Here is a 26,620-nt window from a genome sequence, read left to right as displayed (position 1 = left end):
CGCGGCAGTCGCCGCGAGCGCATCAGCGTAAACCAACTCCCCACATTTCATACCCCAATTCTAGCAATCGAATTCGCAACAGTACATGTGAATTCCATTGTGACTAAATGAAATTCACTTCACCAACCGCCGCTCATTGGCGACAGCCACAGCCGCCGCCCGATTATCAACCCCCAACTTGTCATAAATCCTCCCCAAGTGCGTCTTAACCGTCGCCTCACTAACATGAAGCGCCCGAGCAATTTCCCGATTCCCAAGCCCCCGCGACAACTGCCCAAGAATATCCAACTCCCGAGCCGTCAATGCGGGCTGAGGATTTCGCATTCGATTCATGACGCGCTCCGCGACCGGCGGCGACAAAGCTGTACGACCCTGTGCCGCAGCGTGAATGGCGGCGAACAGTTCCTCCGGGCGTTCGGCCTTGAGTAGGTAACCCGTCGCGCCTGCCGCGATCGCCCTGGTGATGTCCGCATCGGTGTCATAGGTGGTGAGCACCAGGACATGTGGCGCAGGGCCATCGACCGAGGTGATGAGGCGGGTGGCTTCGATGCCGTCCATGTCGGGGCCCAGCTGGAGGTCCATGAGCACGACGTCCGGCGACACGCGAGCGGCCAGGGCGACGGCTTCGGGTCCGCTGCCTGCCTCACCGACGACGTCGATGTCCGGGGCGCTCCCCAGCAGCGCACGCAACCCCGCGCGCACCACCGCGTGATCGTCGCAGATCACCAGGCGGACAGGACTTTTCGCATTGGTCATGGCCGCTCCACGGGGACTTCGGCGGAGACGACCGTGCCGTCGCCGGGTGTGGATTCGATGGTGAGGGTTCCCCCGAGCTGGCGTAGTCGGGCGCGCATGGCGGGTAGGCCGTGACCTCGCGCCGCGGACACCGCGGGCGCGGCCGGGTCGAATCCCTTTCCGTCGTCGGCGATGTCGAGGACGAGGCGGTCGCCGAGGTCGGTCAATGTGAGCGTGACAGTCGTCGCATCGGCATGCTCGCGGGTATTCGCCAACGCGCCCTGTGCGATTCGCAACAGTGCCGCTTCGACGCCTGCCGATAGCCGAACCGGCGTGCCCTCGATGTGGATGCGCACGGTCAGCGAGTCGCCGCTCTCCCGTGCTGCCATTGCCCGCAATGCCTCTGCCAACGAGCTGCCTGCCGCCAGGTCCGTCGGAGCCAGGTCATGGACGAATCGCCGCGCCTCCGCCAGATTGTGTTCGGCCACCGCCGCCGCACCGCGCACATGCTCGCGGGCCTGGCCGGGATCGGTGTCCCAGATTCGGTCGGCGGCCTGCAGCAGCATGCGCTGACTCGAAAGCCCTTGGGCCAGTGTGTCGTGTATCTCCATGGCCAAACGCTGACGCTCGGCGAGAATTCCCTCACGGCGTTCGGTGGCGGCCAGCTCCCTACGGGTCGCACGGAGGTCGTCGATGAGGGCGGCTTGGCGTTCGGTCTGGCGGAGCAGGCCGACGAAGAGGGCGGTACTCAAGGCGGCGACCGCCGGGGGTGCGAGCAGGAGGTTCGGGTCGGCCCAGCCTGCGAGTTTCAGTTGGGCGTAGACCACCAGGGCGGTCAAGCCCACCACCAGCGCCAGGGCCACCCGCAGCGGGAGGATGCGCAGGCCGGTGTACAGCAGCGGGACCGCGCACCAGGCGAAACTGGGTGCGAGGACGACCAATACCGCCCAGGCGACCACCAGCAGTGCGAACCACAGCACCCGACGCGAGGCGCGCACCTCGCTCACCACATAGAGCACCGCGAGCCCGATCGAGAGGCCGATCACCCAGGGCAGGCGCGGGCTGTCGTGGTGGCGCAGGACGAAGCGCAGTAGCGAGGCGGCCAGCAGGACGTAGAAGGCGCTGTGCACGACGGTGCCCAGCAGCCGGGTGTCGTCGCGAGGCTGCGCCGACACCTGAGCCTCAGCCGGCATGCGGGCACCTCCTCGGCGACGGTGACGTGGACAAACACCCTCATTCTGCCGTGCCCGCACCGCCACCCGGGTCATCCGATCGGCTGATACGGGCATCGACCGGACCGCATGCCGGTTCCTATCCGCCGAGCCGATGTCCGGCACACCTCCGAGCACCAGGCTGGAAGCCGAACAGAGCGAACAGCTTTCAATCGACTCCACGAAGGACCCGCCATGACCGACCACCAGCCCAATCCCACCCGCAAGAAGCTCATCATCGGCGGCGCGGCGGCAGCCGTCGTGGCCGCGGGAGTCATCGGCGTGGTGTCGGTGAACGCGCAGGATCCCGACCCGGGCAGCAAGACCCCCGTCGTCGCCGATGTCGCGAATGGAAATCTGCAGCAGAGCACGCATCTCACCATTGCCGCCGCCACCAAGGCCGCGCAGGCCGCGTTGGATGCGGCGGTCAAGGAGAACCAGCATGTGACCGTGGCCGTGGTCGATCGGGACGGCAATACCGTGGTGACGCTGCGCGGGGATGGCGCGGGGCCGCAGTCCTATCAGTCGGCGCAGCAGAAGGCGTTCACCGCGGTCTCGTGGAACGCCCCGACCTCGCAGCTGGCCAAGCGGCTCGACGGCGCGCCGCATTTGGCCGATATTCCGGGCACGCTCTTTCTCGCGGGCGGTTCGCCGGTGACCGCGAAGGGTGGGGCTCCGATCGCGGGGATCGGGGTCGCGGGTGCGCCCAGTGGTGATCAGGATGAGAAGTTCGCGCAGGCGGGAGTCGCGGCGCTGGGTAGCTGAGACGACGCCGGGACCTCGGGAATCGGGCAGTCGAGTCCGCATCGGGCGCGCCGACACTCGGCACGATTCCGAACCGGTCGGCAGGGAGTACTAACCTTCTCCCGGTGACCGAGTCCGCTGACGGATTGCTGCCCGACCCGAGTGGGGTCGGGTCCGAGGAGATTCCGCATGCCGACCGGCTGCGACTGTTCTCGTTCGCCACCGCCGAGAAGCGGGCCGACTACCTGTGGGTTCTGCGGGCCTTCGATACCGCGCGGGCCGCCTACGTGGTGCTGCTGCACGCCTCGGACGTCGCCGACACGCTCAATCGTTGCCCGGGCGCGCCCGCGCTCACCGCGACAGAGGTGGGGCCGCTGCTCGAGCAGTTGCATCAGTGGGGTGTGCTGGAACGCAGCTATGACGGGACGCGGGCGGCCACGCTCGCCGAATATCGGAACCGGCACTTCGTCTATCAGTTCTCGCAGGCGGGATATCAGGCATATCGGGCGGTTTCGGATGTGCTGGAGGCCCGGCTCGATGAGGCGGCCCTTTCGCGATTGGTGCTTCCGGAGCTGCTCGCGGATCTGCACACCCTCGCCGAGGCCAACAAGAGCGCCGACGCGCCGCGCGTGTACCGGGTGCTGAACCGGCTCGACCGCGCCCTCTCGGATCTGGCCGAGCGGGCGGCGCACTTCTATCTGACGCTCGGCGATCTGGTGCGGACCACCGAGGCCACGCCGGAAGCCTTCCTCGCGCACAAGGACGCGCTGCTGGCGCACATGCGCGAATTCTCCATGGACCTGGCACGTTTCGCGCCGCGCCTGGCCACCGCTATCCGTGAGGTGGAGGACACCGGCGTCGAGAATCTCATCGAGCGCGCCGCCCGCTGCGACGAACGCGTCCTGTTGAATACCGCCGAGCGCCAAGCGGATTGGCGTGCCCGCTGGCAGGGTCTGCGCGGTTGGTTCGTCGGTGACGAGGAGGGCGGGCTCACCGAGTGCGAGCGGCTGCGGGAGGCGACCATGAGCGCCATCGCGGCCGTGCTGTCGCTGCTGCGGCGGGTCACCGAGACCCGTAAGGGCGGGGTGAGCCGCGAGTCGGCGCTGCGTCACCTGGCCGGATGGTTCACCGCCGCGCCGACCGCCGACGCCGCCCACGCGCTCTACGACGCCGTCTTCGGTCTGGGCCGCCCCCGCCATCTGGCCATGCAGCACCCGGACGCCGATGTGATCCCGGCCATCCGGTCCTGGTGGGACGCACCGCCTTTGGAGATCGCCCGCACCCTCGCCGAAACCGGCCGCCCGCCCACGCCCGGCGCGCCCGCCCGCCTGCAACGCAATGACGCGGGCATTCGCCGCCTGCGCCAGGTCCAGCTCGACGCCCAACGTGCCCGCGCCGAGGCCGCTCGCTCCCTGGCCGCCGCCGACATCTACGACCGCGAACTCGATGAGGGCGAAACCGAGGTCCTGCTCAAGCTCCTCGACGCCGCCTCCACCGCCTGGGTCCCGGTCAGCGGCCGCGTCCCGGGCACCTCCGGCTCCGACAACGGCGTCACCCTCACCGTCTCCGAACACCCGGGCTCAACCCTCGTCCGCACCTCCAAAGGCGTGCTGCACCTCAACGGCCGGCGCCTGGAAGTGCATGAGACCGCAGCCCTGCGCAACCGCAAATCGGCTGCGCCACAATCGAACCCCTCGGCCACCGGGTCGCGGCGCGGTAGTGCGACCGCGGGACCGGGCGACGCCACCCCGCCCGGCGCAGGGTCGGACGGCCCCGAAGGCGAGGTGGGCTGATGCACGCGCGGAGTATCGATTCGCTGGCGTTGGACAGTTATCAGCGCGCGGCGCGGGTCATTCTCGCCAATCATCTGGTGACCCGGACCTATCCGGATCGGATTGCGCTGCCGCTGCTTCGGCGGTGGGCCACCGAGCTGCGGGAGGATTTGGCGGAGCTGTTCGGGTATCGGCTGGAGGTCACCGAGACGACGGCGCGGTTGTTCCCGGTGCTCGATCATCTCGATGCCGGGCGGCCCGCGCGGACGACCGGGGATCGGCTTTTCGATCGGCGGCGGTACGCCTACCTCGCGCTGGCACTCGCCGCGTTGGGGCGGGCCGGGGATCAGATCACGTTGTCGGAGTTGGCCGATCAGGTGGCCGCGTACACCGAGCGGGTCGAGGGACTCGAGCTCGCGCCGGATCGGGCGGCGGATCGGGATGCGTTCGTCGACGCGGTCGGGTGGTTGGCGGCACGCGGGGCGGTCACGCTCGCCGATGGTGACGCCGGGGGCTGGGCCAGTGATCCGGAGGCCGGGGAGGCGCTCTACGACATCGACCGGTCGGTGGTGTTCGCCCTGTTCCGGCCGCCGCGGGCGCTACAGCACCTGCAGAGTGTGACCGGCCTGCTCGGTGAGGAGGCGGGTGGTGCCGATACCCGCTCGCCCGCAATGGCTTTGGCCGCCCGCAAGGTGCGCCGTGCACTGGTCGAACAGCCGGTCGTCTACGCCGATGAACTCGACGAGACCGAGCGGTCACTGCTGGCGCAGGAGAAGCTGGTGACCGAGGTCGAGTACCTGACCGGACTGCGGGCCGAGCGGCGCGCGGAAGGCGTTGCGCTCATCGACAGTTCGGGGCGGCTGTCCGACGTTCGATTCCCGGGTACCGGCACCCTGGCCCAGGTGGCGCTGCTGCTGGCGGGCGAGATCGCCGATCTGGTCCTGGATATCGACAATCCGGTCGAGCGCAGGCCCCGCCCCTCGCGCCCGCTCGCCGATCTGGTGGAGCAGCTCGACAGCGCCATCCCGGCGACCACCGTCTTCGCCCCGCTGGCCGATCCCCTGGATGTCTTCGGCGCGCACGAGGATTCGGACGAGGAACCGGAAGAACCGGAGATTCCGGAGTTCCCGTTCATCGAGTCGTCCTGGATCCGCGACACCGTCCAGATGCTGACCGACCGCTATGGCAATACCTTCGCCGCCCAGTGGCAGGCCGATGTGCCGGGCCTGATGGGCGAGGTGGTGTCGCTGTTGGAACGGCTGCGCCTGGTCGAACTGGTCGACGGCGGGCTGCTCATCCTCCCCGCCCTGGCCCGCTACCGGGGCGCGATCGTCACCATTCGCACGCGCGCGGAAACCGAATTGTTCATCTCCCCCACGCAACTGGGCGCGGACGGCTCGACAGAGAAGGGAACCACGGACTGATGGCCGACCACATTCACGGAGGAGTGCGCTTCGTCCCCTCCCGGGCGGGCATCATCAACCTGTGGGACTACCGCGATCAGGAGTTCTGCTTCGCGGACGGTCGCCTGGTGCTGCGCGGGCCCAATGGCTCGGGCAAGACCAAGGCCCTCGAGGTGCTGTTCCCGTTCGTGCTGGACGGGCGCATCGAGCCGCGGCGGCTCAACCCGTTCGCGGGTGAAGAGCGCACCATGAAATCGAACCTGTTGTACCGCAAGCAGGAATCGGCCTACTCGTATGTGTGGATGGAGTTCGCGCGCGGCAGCTGGGACGATCCGGAGACGGTGACCATCGGCATCGGCATGCGCGCCACCCGCTCCAACGACAAGGTCACCCGCTGGTATTTCGTCGCGGATGGCCGTGTGGGCGTGGACTTCTCGCTGCTGGGCCCCGACGACCGGCCGCTGACGCGCAAGCAGTTGGCCGAGCAGATCGGCTCCGACGCCATCGTGGATCGGCCGGTGGAGTACCGCGCCGCCATCGACGCGCGCATGTTCGGTCTCGGTCAGCAGCGCTACGACCAGCTCATCAATCTGATTCTGACCCTGCGCCGCCCACAGCTGGCCAAGAATCTCGACCCGCGCGGGCTCTCCCAGGCCCTCACCGACGGTCTGCGCCCGCTCGACGAGCAGCTCATCCTCGACGCCGCGCGCTCGTTCAGCGATATGGAGGAGGTCGGCCGCACCCTCGAGGGTCTCGTCCAGGCCGATACCGCCACCCGCGATTTCGTCAAGGTGTACCGCAAATACCTTGCCGTACAAGCCAAGTCCGATATCGACCAGGTGCAGACCCGCCTGGACGCGGTCACCCACGCCAGCACCGCCCTGCACGCCGCCGCGGCCCTGCGCAAGCGCCGCGACTCCGAACGCGCCGCCGCCGAGACCCGCGCCGAGGACGCCGACCGCGCCTACGAACAGGCCCTCGCCGACCGCGAGACCCTCCAGCGTTCCAGCGCCTACGAGGGCAAACAGCAGCTCGACGACCTGGCCGACGCCGTGCGCCGCCTGGAATCCTCCGCCGCCGTCCACAGCGACAAGGCCCTCAAGTCCCGGCAGACGGTCGACCAGCGCCTCGAGGAGGCCGAACGCGCCCAGGCCGCCGTCGCCAACGCCTCCTCCGCCCTGACCCGCGGCGAGGACGAATTGCGTTCCGCCGCCGAAGAAGCCGGCATCGCCTGGACCACCCTCCCGGAATCGGCCCGCACCGAACACCTCACCACCACCGTCCGCTCCCACGCCGAGGAACGCGACGCCGACGTCCGCGCCGTCCGCCGCGCCCTCACCCTGGTCGACCAGGCCGTCACCGAACGCACCCGCGCCGAACGCGCGGGCCAGCGCGCGATCGAGCTGCGCGACGCCGCCACCGCCGAACTCGCCGAGGCCGAAGCCGAAGTGGCGCTGGCCCGCGCCGATGCCGCCACCGCCCTGCGGGATTGGTGGGACACCCACCGAGAGGTGTACTCCCCCATCCGCACCGGGCTGTTCGAGGCGATCAACGACGCTCTCGCGGCGGTAGGCACCGAGCGCGTTGCCCGACCCCCCAAATCGGCGGCCAAGGGCAAGAAAGGTCGCGGCGGAGCAGCGGCCACCGAAAGCCATTCGCCGACAACCGGAACCGGCGGCTCCGCGCTCGAAGCCGCGGAGGCGCGCGCGGCGGCGGCGCTCGACGAAGACGTCGCTCCCGCCACCCCGGCCGAGGTGCTGGCCGAGCGCACCGAACCGCTGACCGACGAGATTCGCGCGCGGCGGCAGGAGGCGCGCGCCCGCGCCGCCCAGGCCACCGCGCGCGCGGTCGAGCTGCGCGCCGAACGCGAATCCGTGGCGGCCGAACGTGACGACGCGCCAACGGCTTTCGCCGCACGCACCGATATCCGCGGTGACCGTCCCGGCGCGCCCCTGTGGCGGCTCGTGCGCTTCGCCGACGATGTCGGACCGCGGGCCGCCGCAGGCATCGAGGCGGCGCTGCAGGCCGCGAACCTGCTCGACGGCTGGGTGTGCGCCAGCGGCGAGGTACCCGATCACGCGTCCGACCAGTTCCTGCTGCCGCTGCCACCGAAGGAACGGCCCAGCGGACGCACCCTGGCCGACGTGCTCGTCGTCGAGGACGACACCGAGGCGCTGACCGTCCCGCGCCAGACCGTCGCCGATGTGCTCGCGTCGATCGCGCTGCACGAAATCGGTTCGGCCGCCGCTGCCACGGGCAAGGCCGGCGTGACCTCCGCGGACGCACCGTCGGCTGCCGCGTTGGGGCGCATGGCAACCGGAGCCGACGCACAGCCGATCGCCGAGAGCGGCGTCGCCATCGCCGCCGATGGCCGCTTCCGGCAGGGAGTTCTGGTCGGCCGCCATTTCAAGGCCGACGCGGAGTTCATCGGCGCCACCGCCCGAGCGCGCCGCCGTGAGCTGCGCCTGGCCGAATTGGCCACCGCGATCGAGACGGCGGTCACCGAGGCCGAGACCGCCAAGGCCGAGGAGCAGGCCGCCACCGAGGAGCTGGCCCGGATTGCCGCCGCCGCCAAGGCGCTTCCGCGGACTACCGCCGTGACGGCCGCGCTGCGCGGGGTCGCCGAGGCGGCGGGCATGCTGCGGTCGCGGTCGGAGGCCGCCGCGCAGGCCGAGAAGGATCTGGATCAGGCGGTCGCCGATTACACCGCCGCGGACAAGAAGGTTCGGGCCATCGCGGCCGAGCATCGCGCGCCGCGGGATCCGGCCGAGTTGGATGCATTGGCCGCCGCGGTAAGGCATTTCGAGAACGCCGGGACCGCGCTGCTGCGGTTGCGCGGCGATCATCAGCGTGAGCACGAGCGGGCGCGGGAGGCCGGGGATCGGCTCGAAGAGTCGAAGGATCTGGCCGAGGCGTTCGCCGAGGAGGCGGAGGCCGCGCGGTCCGGGTACGAGGAGCAGCTGCGCAAGCTCGAAACCCTGCGTGAGGCACTGGGAGCCGGTGCCGCCGATATCGATCGGGACCTCGAGGTGGCGCGCGAGAAGATCGACGCGGCGCGGGCCGAGCAGAAGGCCGCCCGCAAGGCCGCCGCCGAGGCCATCGAGGCGGTCGGCACCGCCGAGGGCGCGCATCGGGCCGCGCACGACACCCTGGGCACCGCGCTCACCGAATTGCTGGCCGACGTAAGGCATTTGGCCCCGTACGCGCGACCGGATCTGCTGAGCCTGCTGGGCGCGCCCGCCGACAGCCGCTGGCCCGCCAGCGACGCCGCGTGGTCCACCCCCGAGCAGCTGCTGTACCGGATCGAGAACGGCGATCCCGAGCAGGAGCCGAAGGTGCTGCCCGACGAGGTGGCGACGCTGTTCGAGAACCTCGCCGCCGCAACGGCTTCGGTGAAGGCGGGCGAGGCGGCCCGCAAGTCGACCCGCAGCGCGGTCACCACCGCCCTGCAGGAGTTCGATGCCGCGCTCACCGCCGCCCGCCAGGACTACCGCCTGCACTGGGACGCCGCCGACGGCCTCACCGTCGTGCAGGTGCACGACGACCACGGCCTGTCCTCGCTGGCCGATTTCGCCGAGCGCATCGGCGCGGCCCGCCGCGATCAGGAACTGCTGCTCACCGATGCCGAGCGCCGCATCCTCGAGGACGCGCTGCTGACCGGCCTGGCCCAGCAGATCCACGAACGCACCAGCGACGCCCGCGATCTCATCGCCCGCATGGGCACCGAGATGAAGCAGCGCCGCATGTCCTCGGGCAACACCATCGGCGTGCACTGGGTGCTCGCCGACAATCTCTCCGAACCAGCGCGCGCGGTCTGCAAGCTGCTCGACCGCGACTCCTCGGACCTCACCCCCGAGGATCTGTCCACCATTCGCGCCTACTTCGCCGCCGAGATCCGCACCGCCCGCGCGGCCCACCCCGAGCGCTCGTTCCCCGAAATCCTCGCCGCCACACTGGACTACCGCACCTGGCGCGTCTTCTCCTTCACCATCGTGACCGCCGACGGCACCGAGGACCGCCTCACCGTGGCCCGCCACAGCGCCCTCTCGGGTGGCGAGCAGTCGGTGTCACTGCACCTGCCGCTGTTCGCCGCGGCACACGTCATGCTCGATTCGGCCGACCCGCAGGCCCCCCGCCTGCTCGCGCTGGACGAGGCGTTCGCGGGCGTCGACGACAACGGCCGCAGCGAACTCCTCGGCCTCTCCGTCCAATTCGACCTCGACCTCTTCATGACCGGCTACGACCTGTGGATCACCTACCCCCACGTCCCCGCCTGCGCCCACTACGACCTCGCCCACTCCGCCGCCGAGAACACCGTCAGCGCAACCCTGCTCGTCTGGGACTCCGCCGACCTGCTCGCCGAACACGACGGCACCGACCTCACCGCCGCCCTCGGCTCCCCCAACCGCCGCCGCCTCCCGCACGGCCTCGAGGGCGCGATCCCGCTCGACGAGGAACTCGAAACCGCAGGCTGACAACCGAACCGCGCCACGACACCCGGTTCGGTTTGCTGGCAGCGCCGACGGCGCACCGAGCAACCTCGCTGGTTCGCAACGGGCACAGGCCCAGTCGGCGATCGTGGGCGCTCTCGGGGCCGCTCCCGATACGCGGGCCGCCCGCCATAACGTCACACGACGAAGCGGCGGTAGCGGACCCGTTTTCGGCTCGCCACCAAGCCCCCTTGCGGAGGTTCGGGAGCTTTGTCCATCTGGTCCGATCCGGGAAAGCGGTTGCGGGGGAACGGGGGTCGGCAACCCCACTGGACACGAAGTTCGGGCGGGTCCCCGTACTGCCCTGACTTACACCCGAATCCGCGTGTCGCGGCGCGGCGCGCCGTAAGGATTGGACCATCGGCAAATCAACAGTTTCGCGGTTGGGCTTTCATCGACTAGAAATGTTCTCCGTGCCTACCGGAATCACAAGTCAGCCATCCGGACTCCCTGGACGGGGGTCCAAATGACTATCGAACATCCGCGCGAGGACGACGTCAGCCAGCTGGCGCAGCGGGTCGAGAAGGCCCGGGGTCGGCTGGCGTATCAGTACGATCCCGCTCTCACCGATGCCCTGTCGGAAAACGAGCTCGTCGCCGAACGCGAGCTAGCCGAACGCATTCGCGAGCAGGAGCGTGCGCAACGCTGGAAGCAGGCCGAGGCCGCTGCGAGCGCCGCGGATCGGGCCCGGCAGACCACCGAAGAGATTGAGAAGGCCGACATTCGCGACTTGCTGCTCGCCCGCAAGGCGATCGCCGCGCAGCGGCGAGAATCGAGCCCGCACGCCAAACTGGCGTCGCTGTACAAACATCGGGCGTGGAGCCAGCGCGCGCTCGCCGGTGTGGTCGCGGCCGGCATGCTCTGGTCCGCGGTCAACGTGCAGCACAATATCGCGCCCGGCGGTGCGAGCGATCCGCTGTACTGGTTCAGCTATCTGCTCGAAGGCATGATCAGCGTCTGCCTCGTGATCATCATGATCGGCACCAACAAGGTCGCCGAGTGGGGTGTGATCGACAGCCGCAAACAGGTTGTGGTGGCCGAGATCGCGCTGCTGAGCCTCACGGTCATCCTGAACACCTACCCGTATCTCAAGACCGGCAGCTGGTACGACGTCGCGGTGCACGCCATCGCCCCGGTCATGATCGGGGTGGCCCTGCTCATCCACAATGCCGCGGCGAGCCGCTACGGCCTGGCCATCGTGCGTGCCACGGACCAGATTCAGCATCTACCCGATCCGGGCGAACAACTACGCCGATCCATGCCGACCGTAGTGTCCTTCCCGAACCGTCCGGGTCCCACGCCGACACCCGCCACCACCCCGGCGCTGCCCGCGGCTCCGGCCGAACCGGAGAAGACCGTCGAGGCCGAGGCCCAGGTGGTCGAGCCCGATATCCGGACGGCGAAGTCCGAATCGCACTCGAGCAACGGTAAATCCGCCGACAAGGAACGCCGTTCCGCCACCGGCAAGACCCGCAAGGTCGAGGACGAGCGCTCCCCGCTCGCCGATCTGACCGATCCGGTCCCCCCGCTCAATGTCTACGACACCGGCCAGTTCCGGATCGCCGAGACCCTCGAGCAGGAACTCGCCGAACTGCAGGCCGCCCGGCGCCGCGCCCGCGCCGCGTCGCGCTCCCGCAATGGCAGCTCCCTGGACGACGACTGAGCCTCTTCTCGACCAGCCACGCACCTTAGCGAGCCCGAATCGGCCGGTGCCCCACTGACATCGGCCCGATCCGCCGCCAACACCCCGGTGACCCGCAGCCAGCGGCACCGGGGTGGCGTCGTTTTCGGGCCCGGACAGCCGGCGGGCCCGCTCCCCGGAGGGGAACGGGCCCGTGCGACAACGTGATTCAGTGCGACAATGTGATTCAGTGCGCGGTCGGTTCCACCGGAACGACGACGGCCGAGCGGGGCTGCGCCGGGGTGCCGGCGTGCTGGATGTAGCCGAGCCAGCCGGTGCCGACGAAGACGGCGAGCAGCACCGCGGTGGGAAGCTCCACGGCCAACCAGCCGACGGCGAAGACGGTGTCCCGCAGGGGGCGGGCGGGGCGGGTGACGCGGACCGGTGGGCGTTGGTGCCGGAGTGTGCCGTGATTCGAACGGAACTGCCTGCCCTGCCTACCCACCAAGACCTCCATCATCAGAGAAAGCGCTGAAATTCAGCATGCCCAATCGGCGGTACACGCACAGCGGCCAACGAGCGGACAACGCAATGTCCGGTCGGGCCACACACAACTCCGGCGTGCACTCGCACCAGGCAGTATGCCGAACGGGACGGACATTGGGGGCACATTGACCGGACATACCGGTGCATCACGCCCGGTGTGTCGCCGCCACCAGGCATTCCACTCCGGCGCAAGGTCTCGGTTCGGCGTTGTTCACCGCCCGGCGGGTTCGCCGCACAGTCCCGAGAAGTCGCGCAGCACAACATGATTGCGGTCGTGACAGCTGCCCAGCGCGTGATCGGGATGCAGTCCCAGGTACTGGCTGCGGGTCCGGGTGCTCCAGCGCCGCGCCGACTCGGTCCGCGTTTTGTAGAAGTTCACCATGTACCCGCCCTCGTAGATCCGCACCAGCGTGTATCCGCCCGGATACTCCTTGACCGCGCCCACCTCGAGGAATTCCACCCCGACCCCGGAATCCGGGCGGCTCAACCGATTCCGGTGGGTGTGCCCGCTGTGGTGCAGGAACACGCCGGGCGCGGTCGCGTACATGGCGTGCAGCGCGCCCGCGTTGAAGCGGTCCATGACGAAGCCCGGTCCGCCCGGATTGCTCACCGCCGCATGCCGGGTCACCGGATGATGGCCGAAAACGAGTGTCGGCCGGTCGGGTTCGCCGCGCAGCAGTTCACGCAGATGTGCCAGCTGGGGCGGGCTGATGGTGCCGCCCGCGCCGCGTGGGCGGGTGGTGTCGAGCCCGATCAGCCGCAGACCGCCGGCGAAGTATTCGACCAGGCGGTCGCGCGGATGGAAGACCTCACCCCAGTGGTCGGGCTCCTCCGGCGGCCGAATGTCGTGATTTCCCCGGCACACGACGTAATCCCGCCCCAGCGTGCCCCAGTCGTCCAATCGCTCCCGGACACCCCGGCACTGCGCGGCCGTCCCCGAGTCGGTCATATCGCCGGCCACGATGAGCTGGTCCACGGTTCGGTCGGGTAGTCGAAGGTCGTCGAGCATGGCCTGCAGCATGAATTCCGGATACTCGTCGGTGCTGTGCCGCAGGCCCTCGAACAGTCCCGCGAACAGCCCGCTGGCCGGTTCCCCGTAGTGCAGGTCGTTGGCCAGCGCGAGCGTGCGAATCAGCCGCCCGGGCGGCGGGGTCAAAGTCGTGAGGACGCCGGTGGATTCGGGCGTCCCGGACCGCCGCGTCACCAGGGTGCGCGCCGGTACCGCCCGCCGACCGTCCGAGTAGGCCTCGAAGCGATAGGCCCGACCCGGTTCCAGATTCCGGATCTCCGCGTAGTGATACGCGGTGCGCATCCCCTCGAAATGCCACACCCGCGCGTCCGCCCGCCCGTCCGCGGGCCCGATGCGCACCTCGGTATCGGCGGGTACCGGCCGCAGCCGCCCCGTCCGATCCCGCGCCCGCGTGGTCCACGTGAGGACGGCCGAATGATCGGTCACCGTCACCACTTCCAGATCCGAGGCCACGATCGCCTCGCGCCGCTCGCGCCGCTCGCGCCGCGCCTCCGCGGCGAATACCGGGCGCGGTGTCCGCACGGCCACCGCCGCCCCCGCGCTCGCCGCATTGGCCAGCCACATGGTCCGAAGTCGCGGTTCCAGCATCACATCTCCGTCCGCCTGCTCCCCCAAGAGCGACGGTACGGTTACCAGATAAACCTCCAGGTGCCCGAACATGACCGATCAGCTTCCAATTACGGACATTCAGGTCATGATCGGGGCCGCGCGATATCTACGGGACCGTCCGGGCGTCGCTAACGCATGCTGGCATCGGGGAGACGGGCCGGGAGGGGGCCGTCGGGGTAGGTGGCCAATTCGAAGTGCCACCATTCGTTGTCGTACATCCGGCACAGGCCCCAGTGATCGCCGTTGTCCTCCAGCCACTGCGCGCCCTCGCGGGGGCCGACGTCGATGGCCTGGCCGGTGACATGGGTGGATTCGCCCGGGGGCAGAACCCAGCGACGGGCCGCCTCGGGGCTGCCGTAGGTCTGGATCCCGTCCTCCCACAGGGCTTCCTGCTCCGCCCAGGTGCGGTATCCGGACGTGATCCACAACGAAATCCCCGCCGTAGCGGCAGCCGCGGCCGCCGCGTTGTAGGCCGCCGCCAGCGCCGGGTCCAGGCCGTCGGTGCTCGCGGCGATGAACGCGGCCGTCGGCATGGCCTGGGCCGCGGCGATTCCCGGTCGAAACCCGCCGAGGGCGCCGCCGATCACCAACCCGGCACCCGCCGCCAGTGCGGTGAGGGCGGTCCGACGCGAGCAATGACAGCCGCCCGGCATGGACTGCTCACCCCGGCCGTTCATTCGCATCGATCCGCCTCTCGCACTTCGGAATTCCATGCCGACACCCTGCCGCACCGGGGCTACGGAATCAGACCCGTTCCTTGGAGCGCTCACGCACGCGCAGGGCGATGGGCTTGGAGGTTTCGGCGAAGAAGTCGTTGCCCTTGTCGTCGACGACGATGAAGGCGGGGAAGTCCTCGACCTCGATCTTCCAGACGGCTTCCATGCCCAGTTCCGGGTATTCGAGCACCTCGACGGACTTGATGCAGTCCAGGGCCAGGCGGGCGGCGGGGCCGCCGATGGAGCCGAGGTAGAAGCCGCCGTGTTCCTTGCACGCCTTGGTGACCTGCGCGGAGCGGTTGCCCTTGGCCAGCATGACGTGCGAGCCGCCCGCGGCCTGGAACTGGTCGACGTAGGAGTCCATGCGGCCCGCGGTGGTCGGGCCGAACGAGCCCGAGGCATAGCCATCGGGGGTCTTGGCCGGACCGGCGTAGTAGACGGCCATGTCGCGCATGTACTGCGGCATGGGCTCGCCCGCGTCGAGGCGCTCCTTGATCTTGGCGTGCGCGATGTCGCGCGCCACGACCAGCGGACCGGTCAGCGAGAGCCGGGTCTTCACCGGGTACTTCGACAGCTCCGCGCGGATCTCCGACATGGGCCGGTTCAGGTCGATCTTGACGACATCGCCGCCGAGGATGGCGTCGGTCTGCTCCGGAAGGTACTGCGCCGGTTCACGTTCCAGCTGCTCGAGGAACACGCCCTCGGGGGTGATCTTGGCCAGCGCCTGCCGGTCGGCCGAGCAGGACACCGCGATGGCGACCGGGCAGGACGCGCCGTGGCGGGGCAGGCGGATGACGCGCACGTCGTGGCAGAAGTACTTGCCGCCGAACTGCGCGCCGATGCCGAAGGACTGGGTCAGCTTGAAGACCTGCTCCTCGAGCTCGAGATCGCGGAAGCCGTGCGCGGCCATCGACCCCTCGGTCGGCATATTGTCCAGGTAGTGCGCCGAGGCGTACTTTGCTGTCTTCAAGGCGAATTCGGCCGAGGTGCCGCCGATCACGACCGCCAGGTGGTAGGGCGGGCAGGCCGCGGTGCCCAGCGAGCGGATCTTCTCGTCCAGGAACTCCAGCATGCGATCCGGGTTCAGGATCGCCTTGGTCTCCTGGTAGAGGAACGACTTGTTGGCCGAGCCGCCGCCCTTGGCCATGTAGAGGAACTTGTAGGACGGCTGCGCGGGATCGCCCGGCTGCGAGTACAACTCGATCTGCGCGGGCAGATTGTTGCCGGTGTTCTTCTCGTCCCACATGGTGATCGGCGCGAGCTGCGAGTAGCGCAGGTTCAGCTTGGTGTAGGCGTCGAACACACCGCGCGAAATCCATTCCGCGTCATCGACTCCGGTGAGCACGCCCTCGGACTTCTTGCCCATGACGATGGCGGTGCCGGTGTCCTGACACATCGGCAGGATGCCACCGGCCGAAATGTTCACGTTCTTCAGCAGATCCAGCGCCACGAACCGGTCGTTGCCGCTGGACTCCGGATCGTCGATGATCTTGCGCAGCTGCCGCAGATGCGCCGGGCGCAGGTAGTGGCTGATGTCGTGCATGGCCTCGGCGGTGAGCATGCGCAGCACCTCGGGCTCCACCTGCAGGAAGGTGCGCCCACCGGCCTCGAACGTGCTCACACCCTCGGTGGTCAGCAGCCGATACGGCGTCTCGTCCTTACCAATCGGCAGCAGATCCGAGTACAGAAAGTCCGGCGCGGTCACGAATCGCACTCCTCGAGCAGGGCTGGGGGCCGAGCAGCCGGGGCTGGGGGCTGGGCGGCCAACGGTTCAAGCAGACCGACTGTACCGACCCGCCCGCGCGCCCCGATGAGCAGGCAGCGGTATCGGTTTCGAGGCCCGGCCCCGAACACCCTCGCAACGTTCGCTCATTTGCAAGTGCATTTGCACACTCGAAATCCGTTGTGACAGGCACCACCTCCTGTCAGACTCGATCCGGGGCCACGCCGAACGGGCACCGGTTGCACCTTCAACCGAGCAGGTGTTACCTGTGCATGATGCGCTTATCGGCGGCGGGGAGGAACTAGCATGAGTGCGGAACCCGGGAGCAGAACTGTGGCCGAAACCCGTTGGCTCGACGATGTCGAGATGCGAGCGTGGCTGGGATTCGTCTTCACCCGCGACCTCATCGCCGCCGCCGTCGGCCGGGATTCCCTGCGCGAATCCAACCTGACCTACGTCGAATACACCGTGCTGGCCCGCCTGGCCGACGCCCCCGACCACCGCCGCAGCTTCGCCGAACTCGCCGCCGTGCTGGAGTGGTCGCAGTCGCGGCTCTCGCATCAGATCACGCGCATGGAGAAGCGCGGACTGGTCGCCCGCGAATCCATCCCCGACGACGCCCGCCGCACCGCCGCCGTCCTTACCGACAAGGGCGCGCAGGTCCTCGATTCCGCCGCCCCCTCGCATGTCGACAGTGTGCGTCGTCACATGATCGATGTGCTGGACCGTGGCCAGCTCAGCGCGCTGGCCGATATCTACGACACGTTGCTGGCTCATCACCGAAGACCGGAAGCCCGTGACGAGCACACATCCTGAGGAACAACCGGTCACCTGGGTTTGGTTTGGCACCGATCGGGTACTGGGTAAGACTAAGCTCGGCAGCGGCTTCCGACGGCGGTCGGCACCGAGCACACGACCGGTTATCCGGTCGCAGAAGTGAGCACACCGACCTGGCCTTAGCGAAAGGGGCAGGAGTTTCCATGTCCGACGTGTCCATCGGTCTCTCGGCGGATTCACTGCCCGCGGGTCCCGTCGACAACCTGCTTCCGCAGCTTGTCGAACACCTGCGGCAGAACCGCACCGAACTGCGCGAGGAGTGGGCCCGTCGCATTACCGATGCCCAGCTGCTCACCGCCATGACGCCGGAGGAAATCTTCTCCGAGGCCACCTCCGTCTACGACAACTACGTCGAGGTGCTCGAGACCGGTAGCGTCGAGGCGCTGCAGGCCTACGCGCGGGACCTGTCCGAACGCATCATCCCCAGAGGAGTCGAGACCGACGAGGTCGTCGGCATCGTGCTCCTGCTGCGAGACGTGCTGGCGCGCAGCCTCTTCGAGAAGTACCAGTCCGACTTCGAGCTGCTCAAGCTGGTGCTCGACGCCTACGAACCGGCCGCGAACCGCATCGCCAACACCGTGGCCGTGTCCTTCGTGCAGGAGCGCGAGCGCGTCATCCGCCAGCAGCAGGAAGCCATCCGCGAGCTGTCCACGCCGGTTCTTCAGGTGCGTGAGCAGCTGCTGATTCTCCCCATCATCGGTGTGCTGGACTCCCAGCGCGCCCGGCAGTTGACCGAACAGCTGCTGCGGGCGATCCGCGCCAATCGCGCCAAGGTCGTCGTCATCGATATCACCGGTGTGCCCGCGATCGACTCCACGGTGGCCAACCACCTGGTGCAAACGGTCGACGCCTCCGGTCTCATGGGTGCGAATGTCATCATTACCGGCCTGTCGTCGGAGATCGCGCTTACCCTTGTCACCATCGGCCTGGATCTGTCGAAGATGAACGCCGTCGGTGACCTCCAGGGTGGCATCGAAGAAGCGGAGCGGTTGCTCGGCTACGAGGTGTCGCGCGTCACCGATCGCGACGGACGGTAATCAGGGCGGGGCAGATGCCGGTACCCATCCTCAAGCAGGGCACATATCTGATCGCGTCGGTGCAGTCAGCGCTCACCGACGCCGATACCGAGCGCCTGCAGGACGACCTCATGGTCTATGTCAGCCGCTACCGTGCCCAGGGCATCATCGTCGATGTCACGGCAATCGACGTAATGGACTCCTTTGCCGCCAGATCGCTGCGTACCATCGCCCACATGACCAAGCTGCGAGGCGCGGAAACGGTCATCGTGGGCCTGCAGCCCGAAGTCGCTTTCGCCATGGTGCAATTGGGACTTACCTTCGAGGACATGCATACGGCCCTGGACCTCGAAGAGGGACTCTCGTGGCTGAACAAGAAGACGCAGAGTCGCAGTCAAAAAGACGGTCGTGATCGTGGCCGCTGACGACGTGGTGATCGCGGTGAACGTGTCCAACGACATCGTGACCGCTCGGCAAGCGGGGCTGGAGTTGGCTGCCAAACTCGGCTTCTCGCTTTCCGATCGCACCATGATCGCGACCGCCATTTCCGAAGTGGCGCGCAATATCACGAGTTACGCGGGCACCGGCGAGATCCGGCTCGGGGTCCTCGACCGCGACGGCCGCCGCTCGATGGTGGTGCAGGCCAAGGACAATGGGCCGGGCATCATCGACATCCCTCGCGCCATGGAGGACGGATTCTCCACCGGGCGCGGGCTGGGCCTGGGTCTGCCGGGCGCCAAGCGACTGATGGACGGCATGGTCATCACCTCCGAACCCGGTAAGGGCACGCTCGTCGAAATGTGGAAGTGGGTGCCCACCGGTGCGTGAGGACGGCTTCATCGGCGCGGTCGAATGGGCCGTCGCCGGTCGCGCACTACCGGGGCAACGAGTTTCGGGCGACCGGTCGGTTGTCCTCGATGCGGGCGGGGGCTCGGTGCTCTTCGCCGTGCTCGATGGTCTGGGTCACGGCGCGGCCGCCGCGGACGCCTCCGATCGCGCCGCCCAGGTGCTCTCCGAGAACCGCGCGGAGCCCCTGGACGTGCTCATGCTGCTGTGCCATCGCGCCATGGCCGACACCCGGGGCGCGGCGGTCTCGTTGGCCCTGTTCGACTCCGGTGACCGCGTGCACTGGCTCGGTGTCGGGAATGTCGAATCCCGCATTGTCGCAGCAGCTCCCGGCAAACCGGCCATTCGCGCCACCGTGCTGCTGACCGGCGGCATCGTCGGCTACCTCCTGCCGCCCAACCTGCAGCCGCAGACCGTGCCGGTGCGCCCGGGCGATCTGCTGCTGATGTCGACCGACGGCATCACCTCGAGCTTCGCCGACTCCATCGACATGTCCAAGCCGACCGCGGAGATCACCGCCGAGGTCCTGGCCCGCCACGCCAAGGACACCGACGACGCGCTGGTGCTGGCGGCCCGGCATCGCGGGCATTCCCATCCCTCCCAACCCATTCCGACGGTGAAGCCATGAGCAGGTACCCGGCGTGAGTGCGGTATTGGCCGCGTTTCGCGAGGCGTACGCCGCCGCGCTGCGGCTGCACCTGCGCGCACCCAATCAGAACACCCTCGCCGAGGCCTTCGAGCTGGGGCGGCGGGCGCTGGTGGAGGGCGTGAGCATTCTCGACCTCACCGAGCACCACTATCGGCTGCTCGAACATGACGGGGTCATGCCCGTGCCGGACGGCACCGATCGCACCGAGGCGGCGCTCGAATTCCTGCTGCAGACCATGGCGGCCCTGGACGTGGCCACGCGCGGCTTCCTGGACGGCACCCGGCGCTACGAGCAACAGCGTTCGCGCGCCGACGATCTCGCCGGACGCGACGCGTTCCGCACGGCGCTGGTGGAGTCGCTGCAGGACGGGTTCTTCGTCGTCGATTCGCAGGGCACGCTGATCGAGGTGAACTCCGCGTTCGGCGCGCTGACCGGGTACGGGCCCGACGGCATCCCCTATGCGCTCCCCCACCCCTGGACCGTGCCGGAGGCCCCGCGCTATCCGGATCTGGGCACCGATGCCGCGCGGTTCGTCATGCCCATCCGCCATCGCGACGGGCGGCACCTTTGGCTGGCGGTCTCGACCAGCTCGCTGGTGAAACCCGAGAACGGCGAACGCATTTTCGTCGGCACGCTTCGCGACGTCACCGCCGAACACGATGCGCAGGCCCGCGATCAGGCGGTGTCGCGGCTGGCCACCGCGGTCGGCGCGGCCACCAGCGTGGTCGAGGTGCTCACCGTCGGACTCGAGGAGTTGCGCCGGGCCGTGGGCGCGGAGGCCGCGGTCGTCTCGGTGTGGCCCAACCGGCACACCGGGCCGGAACTGTATGTGTCCGAGGACAATCCGTACACCGGCGCGGGCGTCGCGCCGCACGACACGCAGCCCATCCCGCTGCCCGAACGCATGCTGCACGGCGGCGCGGAATCGCGGCAGGTGCTCGACGCGCGCGCCCGGGCGTTACTGGATCGGGCGCGCCTGCAGCCGGGCCGGACCATGTACGCGATTCCGGAGGGCGTGACCAGTTCGGAGGGAATCGTCGCGCCGCTGGGCGAGAGCGGCGATTCGGCGCTGTGGCTGCGGTTCTCCGCGCCGCGCGTCATCACCCCCGGCGACTGGGCCTTGTTCTCGCTGCTGGTCGGCCATTTGAGCCTGGCCGTGCAGCGCGCCCGCAACTTCGATCAGGCCCGCTCGACGTCGCTGACCCTGCAGCGCGCCATGCTCGGCCCGATCGAGCTGCCCCCGCGCTTCTCGGTCCACTACGAGCCCGCGCTGCCACCGCTGGAAATCGGCGGCGACTGGTACGACGTGGTGCGCCTCGAGGACGGCACCATCGGCGTGGTGGTCGGCGACTGCGTCGGCCGCGGCCTGTCCGCCGCCGTCGTCATGGGCCAATTGCGTACCGCCGCACGCGCATTGCTGCTGCGCGGCGCGGGCCCGGCCCAGCTGCTGGCCGAGCTCGACACCGTCGCCTCGCGCATACCCGGAGCCATGTGCACGACCGTGTGCGCGGCCATCCTGGATCCCGTGCGCGGACTGGTCCGCTACTCCAATGCCGGGCACATGCCGCCCGTGCTCGCCGAACCCGGTAAGCGCGGCCGGCTTTTGGAGGGCGGTCGCGCGGTTCCCTTGGCCACCTTCGATATTCCGCGCCGCCCGGAGGCCACCACCCCCATGGCTCCCGGTTCCACTCTGGTGTTGTTCACCGACGGCCTGGTCGAGCAGCGCAATGTGGACATCGAGGACCGCTTCGTGGAGCTGGCCGACGAATTGACCCGTGTCGCCGGGCAATTGCCGCGCGAGGTGGCCGATTCGGTGCTGTCGCGGCTGCGTCCGGTCGGCGGATACGACGACGACGTGGCCATGGTCGTGTACCGGCAGCCGCCCAAGACCCTGCGCCTGGACGTGCCCGCGGAGGCCCATGAGCTGTCGAACATTCGGCGCGCGCTGCGCGCCTGGCTCTCGGCCGCGGCGGTCCCGCACGATCTGGCGGTCGATCTGGTGGCGGCCGCGAACGAGGCCTGCAGCAACAGCATCGAGCACGCCTATCTCGGCGGTGAGCCGGGCCGGGTGACGCTCAGCGCGGACTGCGGGGTGGACACCCTGACCATCGAGGTGACCGATTCCGGAGCGTGGCGTCCGCTGCCCGCCGATCCGGGTCATCGCGGGCGCGGCATCGCCATGATGCGCGCGCTGACCGATCACCTCGACATCGACCACTCCGGTCCCGGCACCCGGGTGCGGATGTCGGTGCGACTGATGGCCGTTTCATTTTCGGCGGCCGGGCGCATGTGAAAAGGGGCCTGCCGACACGGATTCGGCGGGCGGATTCGGAGGACTCCGAAAGAGTGCGGTAGCTGCGGTTTTCGCTATAACGCCGACTACCGAAAGAATACCGAGTTGGCAGACGATGCAGCACGAACGGACGGATCATGGCAGATTTGACAAACGTGACCACTACTTCCGGAGACGGCTATCCATTCGCCGACACGATGACCACCACGGTCACCGAGCGCGACGAGGCGACGGTCCTCACCGTGGCCGGTGACGTCGACCTCGCGACCGCCCCCGCACTCGAGAACGCCATCGACGCGGCGCTGTCGCCCAAACCCGACGCGCTGGTCATCGATCTGACCGCCGTCAGCTTCCTCGCCTCGGCGGGCATGGCGGTCCTGGTCGGCGCGCACAAGCGCGCCGGCACCACCCGCATCGCGGTGGTGGCCGACGGTCCGGCCACCAGCCGCCAACTCAAGGTGACCAGCCTGGACCAGGTGTTCGCACTGCACCCGACCCTGGACGAAGCGCTGGCCTCACTGCGCTGAGCCGGACCGGTCCGACTCCGAGACCCATAGAAGAGACCCCTGGAAACGACGAAGCCGAGTCCGGTTCGCCCGGACTCGGCTTCGTCGCTGCATGCCTCGATCAGATGAGCTCGCGCAGCTGCTCGATCAGCTTCACGCGCTCAGCCGGGGTGGCGGCCATGGGAACCACGTTCAGCGCGGTGACACCGGCCTCGCGGAAGGCCGCCACGCGCTCCTTCACGAACCCGGCCGAACCGATTAGGCAGACATCGCGCACCAGATCGTCGGGCACGGCCTTGGCGGCGGCGTCCTTCTCGCCCTTCAGGTACAGCTCCTGAATGCGATCGGCCTCGGCGCCGTAGCCGTACTTGGTGGCCAGGGTGTGGTAGAAGTTCTTGCCCTTCGCGCCCATACCGCCGATATAGAGGGCCAGGTGCGGCTTGACCCACTCGCGCAGCCCGTCCACATTGTCGCCGATGGCCAGCGCCGGGCCCGCGAAGATCTCGAGGTCGCCGCGCGCCGGATCACGCTTGGCCAGACCGGCTTTCACCGATTCGCCCCACACCGCGTCGGCCTTCTCCGGCAGGAAGAAGATGGGCTGCCAGCCCTCGGCCACCTCGGCGGCCAGCTCCACGTTCTTCGGGCCCAGCGCGGCCAGCAGCACCGGAATGTTCTCGCGCACCGGGTGATTGATGAGCTTGAGCGGCTTGCCCAGGCCGGTGCCCTTACCCTCGGGCAGCGGCACCTGGTAGTACTTGCCCTGGTAGTTCACGCGTTCGCGCTTCCACACCTGGCGGCAGATCTCGAGCGCCTCGCGGGTGCGGCCGATGGGGGCGTCGTAGGGCACGCCGTGGAAGCCCTCGATCACCTGCGGGCCCGACGCGCCCAGGCCGAGAATGAAGCGGCCGTCGGAGACGTAGTCCAGGCCGGCCGCGGTCATGGCGGTGAGGGTGGGCGTGCGGGTGTAGAGCTGCAGGATGCCCGAGGCCAGCTGTACCCGTTCGGTCTTGGCGGCCAGGTAGCCCAGCGCGCTCACCGCGTCGAACGAATACGCCTCGGGCACGAACACGATGTCGAGGCCGGCGCGTTCGAGGTCGGCGACCTCGGCGGCGATCTCCTTGAAGCCGTCGGTGTAATTGATCGACAGTCCGATACGCATGCCCGGGACCTTACCCACCTATTGGCGCACCGACAGCGGGCGGGTTGCTGAACAGCGCCACCCGTGCCGGCACGGGCCCGGCAGTGCCGATAGGGGCGAGCGACGAGGGGGCCGATAGGGTGGGCGGCGCATCCATCGAATTCCCCGTGCTGCCAAGGGAGGCCACCCGCATGACTCAGGACACCACCACCTTCGGTGACTCGACACTGGCGGGGTACCTGGGTGAGTTGGCCGCCAAGGTGCCCGCCCCCGGCGGCGGCGCGGTCGCGGCGCTGCACGCGGCCCAGGGCGCGGCGCTGGTGGCCATGGTGGCGCGCTACACCACCCGAGCCAAGGACGCCGACAACCGCCCGGTCGTCGACCGCATCATCGAGGCCGCCGACGCGGCCCGGGCGCGCTCGCTGGCCCTGGCCGACGCCGATGCCGCCGCCTTCACCGGCGTCGGCAATGCCTACAAGCTGCCCAAGGAGACCGAGGCCGAGCAGGCCGCCCGCGCCGAGGCCATTACCGCGGCCCTGCTGCAGGCCGCCCGCGTTCCGGCGGCCGTGGTCGCCGAGGCCGACGAGATCATCTCCCTGGCAACCGAACTGCTGCCCATCGGAAACCCCAACGTGGTCACCGATATCGGCGCGGCCGCCGACTGCGCACGCTCGGCCGCGGCCAGCTCGCAGCTGAACATCGCCATCAACGTGGCCTCGCTCGACGGTGCGGCCGGTGCCGAATTCGGGCCCGTGCTGAAGCGGATCGAGGAGATCATGGCCCGCGCCGACGCCCTGCACGACGACGTGGTCGCCGCCATCACCCGCTGAGGTCGCGGCACCGTCACACGGGCACGCCGCGAATCCGCCTGCGCTGTACCCCGTTCCGTTATGGAGCGGGGTACGGCCCTTTTCCGGGCTCCTACCTCAGCGACACGAACGTCACAAAGCCCCCACGCCGGGGCATTGGTCACGAACCGGGAACATTTCCAGAGGGAACTGATCATCTGGTCATAGGCTGAGGAACCCAGGCCCACACCCTCTCGAAGGGATGGAAACGATGCGGAAAGCGATTCGCGCTCTGCTCGTCGCAATGTTTCTCGCGGCGGCGGCCGCTTTCGGTTCCGGAGCCGCGGGCGCGGCCCTGACCTCACCGAATCTCCCAGCCGTTCAAGCGATTTCACCCAGTCCCGGTCAGGTGGTCGGCATCGCCGCACCGGTGACCGTGCAGTTCGCCTCGGCCGTCACCGATCGCGCCCGAGCCGAGCGCATGGTCGACGTACGTGCCGAGAACTCACTCGCGGGCAGTTTCACCTGGCTCAGTGATCGCCAGCTGATGTGGCAGCCCGCCCACTATCTGCCGGTGTCCTCGCCGATCTCGGTGTTCGCCGGTAATCAGCACATCAAGTTCGCGACCAATGGCGGGACCACCGCCGATGCCGACATGTCCGCGCACACCTTCACGGTGTGGGTGAACGGTGTCGCGCGAACCATGCCCGCCTCCATGGGCAAGCCGGGTCGCGAGACTCCGGTCGGCACCTTCCCGGTGCTGTCGCGCGAGCGGTCGGTCACCTTCGACTCGCGGACCATCGGGATTCCGCTCAGCGATCCGGAGGGCTATCTGATCACCGGCGAGTTCGCCGAGCGGCTGACCTGGGGTGGCGTCTACGTCCACTCCGCGCCGTGGTCGGTGGACTCGCAGGGCAATGCCAATGTCAGCCACGGTTGCATCAACCTCGCCCCGGCCGATGCCGAGTGGTACTACGACAACGTCTCCATCGGAGACCCCGTCACCACTCATTGGTGATTCACTAATAAAAGGGCTCCCACGGTGGTGGGAGCCCTTTTTCGCGCTGGGTCAGCGCAGCGATTCGGCGGCCTGGACCACGTGGCGCATGAGCAGCGCGGTGGTGACCGGGCCGATGCCGCCGGGGACCGGGCTCAGGGCCGACGCCTTGCCGGAAACCGAGTCGGCGTTCACGTCGCCGGTGATATTGCCGTTCTCGTCCTCGTTGGTGCCCACGTCGATGACGACCGCGCCCTCGCGCACGTGCTCACCGGTGATCAGGCCCGCGCGGCCGACCGCGGCGACCACGACATCGGCGGGGGTGGTGACGGCCGGGAGGTCCGCGGTGCGGGAGTGGGCGATGGTGACGGTCGCGTTCTCGGCCAGCAGCAGCTGAAGCAGGGGCTTGCCCACCACATTCGAGCGGCCGACCACGGTGACCAGACGCCCCGAGAGCGGAATCTGATGGAACTTGGCCAGTTCCACGACCGCCTCGGAGGTGGCGGGCGGGAAACCGGGGAGCCCGGAGGCGAGCAGGCCCAGCGACAGCGGGCTGACGCCGTCGACGTCCTTGGCGGCGGCGATCGCGGAGCTCACGTCGTCGAGGCCGACGCCCTTGGGCAGCGGGGTCTGCAGCATGATGCCGTCGACGGTGGAGTCCTTCGACAGTTCCTCGAGCTTGGCGCGGATCTGTTCGGCGGTGGCGTCGACACCCAGATCGACATTGTCGCAAGCGATTCCGAGGCGTTCGGCGGCGCGGTTGAGGGACTTCACGTACCAGACGCTGGCCGGATCGTCGTTCGCGATCACCAGGGCCAGGCGGGGGGCGGCGCCCTGCTCGGCGAGCGCGGCGGCGCGCTGCTTGGTGTCGGCGTTGATATTGGCGGCGAGATCCTTGCCGGGAAGCGAAGTCGTATCCACGGGTGCACAGCCTATCGCGCGGCAGGAAT

At 68.8% G+C, this 26,620-nt stretch carries 22 protein-coding genes; 14 read left to right on the top strand and 8 right to left on the bottom strand.

The window, feature by feature from the left end; genetic code table 11:
• Positions 1-114: 114 nt before the first annotated feature.
• The gene (locus VMT65_RS23815; RefSeq protein WP_326310608.1) at positions 115-756 is read right to left on the bottom strand and encodes a response regulator transcription factor; all 642 of its coding nucleotides are present in this window, start codon (positions 754-756) and stop codon (positions 115-117) included.
• Complete coding sequence (locus tag VMT65_RS23810; RefSeq protein WP_326310607.1) at positions 753-1,928, bottom strand: sensor histidine kinase; 1,176 nt, start codon at positions 1,926-1,928, stop codon at positions 753-755. Before VMT65_RS23810 ends, VMT65_RS23815 begins: the two co-directional genes overlap by 4 nt.
• A gap of 213 nt (positions 1,929-2,141) precedes the next feature.
• Here VMT65_RS23810 and VMT65_RS23805 point away from each other — a divergent pair, with 213 nt between their 5' ends.
• The 5 genes from VMT65_RS23805 (at position 2,142) to VMT65_RS23785 (ending at position 12,018) form a co-directional block, all read left to right on the top strand.
• Entirely contained in the window at positions 2,142-2,711 is a 570-nt protein-coding gene (locus tag VMT65_RS23805; RefSeq protein WP_326310606.1) for a GlcG/HbpS family heme-binding protein, read from the top strand.
• A 179-nt stretch (positions 2,712-2,890) separates the two neighbouring features.
• The gene (locus VMT65_RS23800; protein ID WP_326311179.1) at positions 2,891-4,483 is read left to right on the top strand and encodes a TIGR02677 family protein; all 1,593 of its coding nucleotides are present in this window, start codon (positions 2,891-2,893) and stop codon (positions 4,481-4,483) included.
• The gene (locus VMT65_RS23795) at positions 4,483-5,886 is read left to right on the top strand and encodes a TIGR02678 family protein (protein ID WP_326310605.1); all 1,404 of its coding nucleotides are present in this window, start codon (positions 4,483-4,485) and stop codon (positions 5,884-5,886) included. The genes VMT65_RS23800 and VMT65_RS23795 overlap by 1 nt, the downstream gene beginning before the upstream one ends.
• Positions 5,886-10,340, top strand: a complete 4,455-nt coding sequence (locus tag VMT65_RS23790) for an SbcC/MukB-like Walker B domain-containing protein (RefSeq protein WP_326310604.1) — start codon at positions 5,886-5,888, stop codon at positions 10,338-10,340. Before VMT65_RS23795 ends, VMT65_RS23790 begins: the two co-directional genes overlap by 1 nt.
• A 481-nt stretch (positions 10,341-10,821) precedes the next feature.
• Complete coding sequence (locus VMT65_RS23785; protein ID WP_326310603.1) at positions 10,822-12,018, top strand: hypothetical protein; 1,197 nt, start codon at positions 10,822-10,824, stop codon at positions 12,016-12,018.
• Positions 12,019-12,223: 205 nt separating this feature from the next.
• On the opposite strand, the gene VMT65_RS23780 is transcribed toward VMT65_RS23785, so the two are convergent.
• The 4 genes from VMT65_RS23780 to VMT65_RS23765 all read right to left on the bottom strand — a co-directional run bounded on the left by VMT65_RS23780 (position 12,224) and on the right by VMT65_RS23765 (position 16,582).
• Positions 12,224-12,481 carry a hypothetical protein gene (locus tag VMT65_RS23780; RefSeq protein WP_326310602.1) on the bottom strand — a complete coding sequence of 86 codons (258 nt, stop codon included), beginning with the start codon at positions 12,479-12,481 and terminating at the stop codon, positions 12,224-12,226.
• A 252-nt stretch (positions 12,482-12,733) separates the two neighbouring features.
• Positions 12,734-14,140, bottom strand: a complete 1,407-nt coding sequence (locus tag VMT65_RS23775; protein WP_326310601.1) for a metallophosphoesterase — start codon at positions 14,138-14,140, stop codon at positions 12,734-12,736.
• 149 nt (positions 14,141-14,289) lie between these two features.
• Positions 14,290-14,838, bottom strand: a complete 549-nt coding sequence (locus VMT65_RS23770; RefSeq protein ID WP_442790303.1) for a M15 family metallopeptidase — start codon at positions 14,836-14,838, stop codon at positions 14,290-14,292.
• A 67-nt stretch (positions 14,839-14,905) separates the two neighbouring features.
• Positions 14,906-16,582 (bottom strand): fumarate hydratase, encoded by a 1,677-nt coding sequence (locus VMT65_RS23765; protein WP_326310600.1) that lies wholly within the window; start codon positions 16,580-16,582, stop codon positions 14,906-14,908.
• 351 nt (positions 16,583-16,933) lie between these two features.
• Between VMT65_RS23765 and VMT65_RS23760 the strand changes: the two genes are divergently transcribed.
• From VMT65_RS23760 to VMT65_RS23730, 7 genes are all read left to right on the top strand, one after another.
• Positions 16,934-17,416 (top strand): MarR family winged helix-turn-helix transcriptional regulator, encoded by a 483-nt coding sequence (locus VMT65_RS23760; RefSeq protein WP_326310599.1) that lies wholly within the window; start codon positions 16,934-16,936, stop codon positions 17,414-17,416.
• Positions 17,417-17,580: 164 nt separating this feature from the next.
• Entirely contained in the window at positions 17,581-18,474 is an 894-nt protein-coding gene (locus VMT65_RS23755; protein ID WP_033085408.1) for an STAS domain-containing protein, read from the top strand.
• A 14-nt stretch (positions 18,475-18,488) separates the two neighbouring features.
• Positions 18,489-18,878 (top strand): STAS domain-containing protein, encoded by a 390-nt coding sequence (locus tag VMT65_RS23750; RefSeq protein WP_326310598.1) that lies wholly within the window; start codon positions 18,489-18,491, stop codon positions 18,876-18,878.
• A complete protein-coding gene (locus VMT65_RS23745; RefSeq protein ID WP_326310597.1) occupies positions 18,868-19,281 on the top strand; it encodes an ATP-binding protein in 414 nt (137 codons plus the stop codon). Before VMT65_RS23750 ends, VMT65_RS23745 begins: the two co-directional genes overlap by 11 nt.
• Positions 19,274-19,927, top strand: a complete 654-nt coding sequence (locus VMT65_RS23740; protein WP_326310596.1) for a SpoIIE family protein phosphatase — start codon at positions 19,274-19,276, stop codon at positions 19,925-19,927. Before VMT65_RS23745 ends, VMT65_RS23740 begins: the two co-directional genes overlap by 8 nt.
• Positions 19,928-19,940: 13 nt before the next feature.
• On the top strand, positions 19,941-22,241 hold the full coding sequence (locus VMT65_RS23735) for a SpoIIE family protein phosphatase (RefSeq protein ID WP_326310595.1): 2,301 nt from the start codon (positions 19,941-19,943) through the stop codon (positions 22,239-22,241).
• Positions 22,242-22,438: 197 nt separating this feature from the next.
• The gene (locus tag VMT65_RS23730) at positions 22,439-22,768 is read left to right on the top strand and encodes an STAS domain-containing protein (RefSeq protein WP_326311177.1); all 330 of its coding nucleotides are present in this window, start codon (positions 22,439-22,441) and stop codon (positions 22,766-22,768) included.
• 100 nt (positions 22,769-22,868) lie between these two features.
• On the opposite strand, the gene VMT65_RS23725 is transcribed toward VMT65_RS23730, so the two are convergent.
• On the bottom strand, positions 22,869-23,906 hold the full coding sequence (locus tag VMT65_RS23725) for an LLM class F420-dependent oxidoreductase (RefSeq protein WP_326310594.1): 1,038 nt from the start codon (positions 23,904-23,906) through the stop codon (positions 22,869-22,871).
• A 170-nt stretch (positions 23,907-24,076) separates the two neighbouring features.
• On the opposite strand from VMT65_RS23725, the gene VMT65_RS23720 reads away from it, so the two are divergent.
• Both VMT65_RS23720 and VMT65_RS23715 read left to right on the top strand, forming a co-directional pair.
• Positions 24,077-24,715, top strand: coding sequence for a cyclodeaminase/cyclohydrolase family protein (locus VMT65_RS23720; RefSeq protein WP_326310593.1), 639 nt, complete (start codon positions 24,077-24,079; stop codon positions 24,713-24,715).
• A gap of 229 nt (positions 24,716-24,944) precedes the next feature.
• Positions 24,945-25,691, top strand: a complete 747-nt coding sequence (locus VMT65_RS23715; protein WP_326310592.1) for a L,D-transpeptidase — start codon at positions 24,945-24,947, stop codon at positions 25,689-25,691.
• Between the two features lie 51 nt (positions 25,692-25,742).
• Here the strand turns inward: VMT65_RS23715 and VMT65_RS23710 are convergent, their stop codons facing one another.
• Positions 25,743-26,591 carry a bifunctional 5,10-methylenetetrahydrofolate dehydrogenase/5,10-methenyltetrahydrofolate cyclohydrolase gene (locus VMT65_RS23710; RefSeq protein ID WP_326310591.1) on the bottom strand — a complete coding sequence of 283 codons (849 nt, stop codon included), beginning with the start codon at positions 26,589-26,591 and terminating at the stop codon, positions 25,743-25,745.
• Positions 26,592-26,620 lie beyond the last annotated feature (29 nt).

This window comes from Nocardia sp. CDC153 (assembly GCF_035818515.1).
Taxonomy (GTDB): domain Bacteria; phylum Actinomycetota; class Actinomycetes; order Mycobacteriales; family Mycobacteriaceae; genus Nocardia.
The sequence above is the reverse complement of the archived record's forward strand: the minus strand, read 5'-3'. Positions and strand labels throughout refer to the sequence as shown.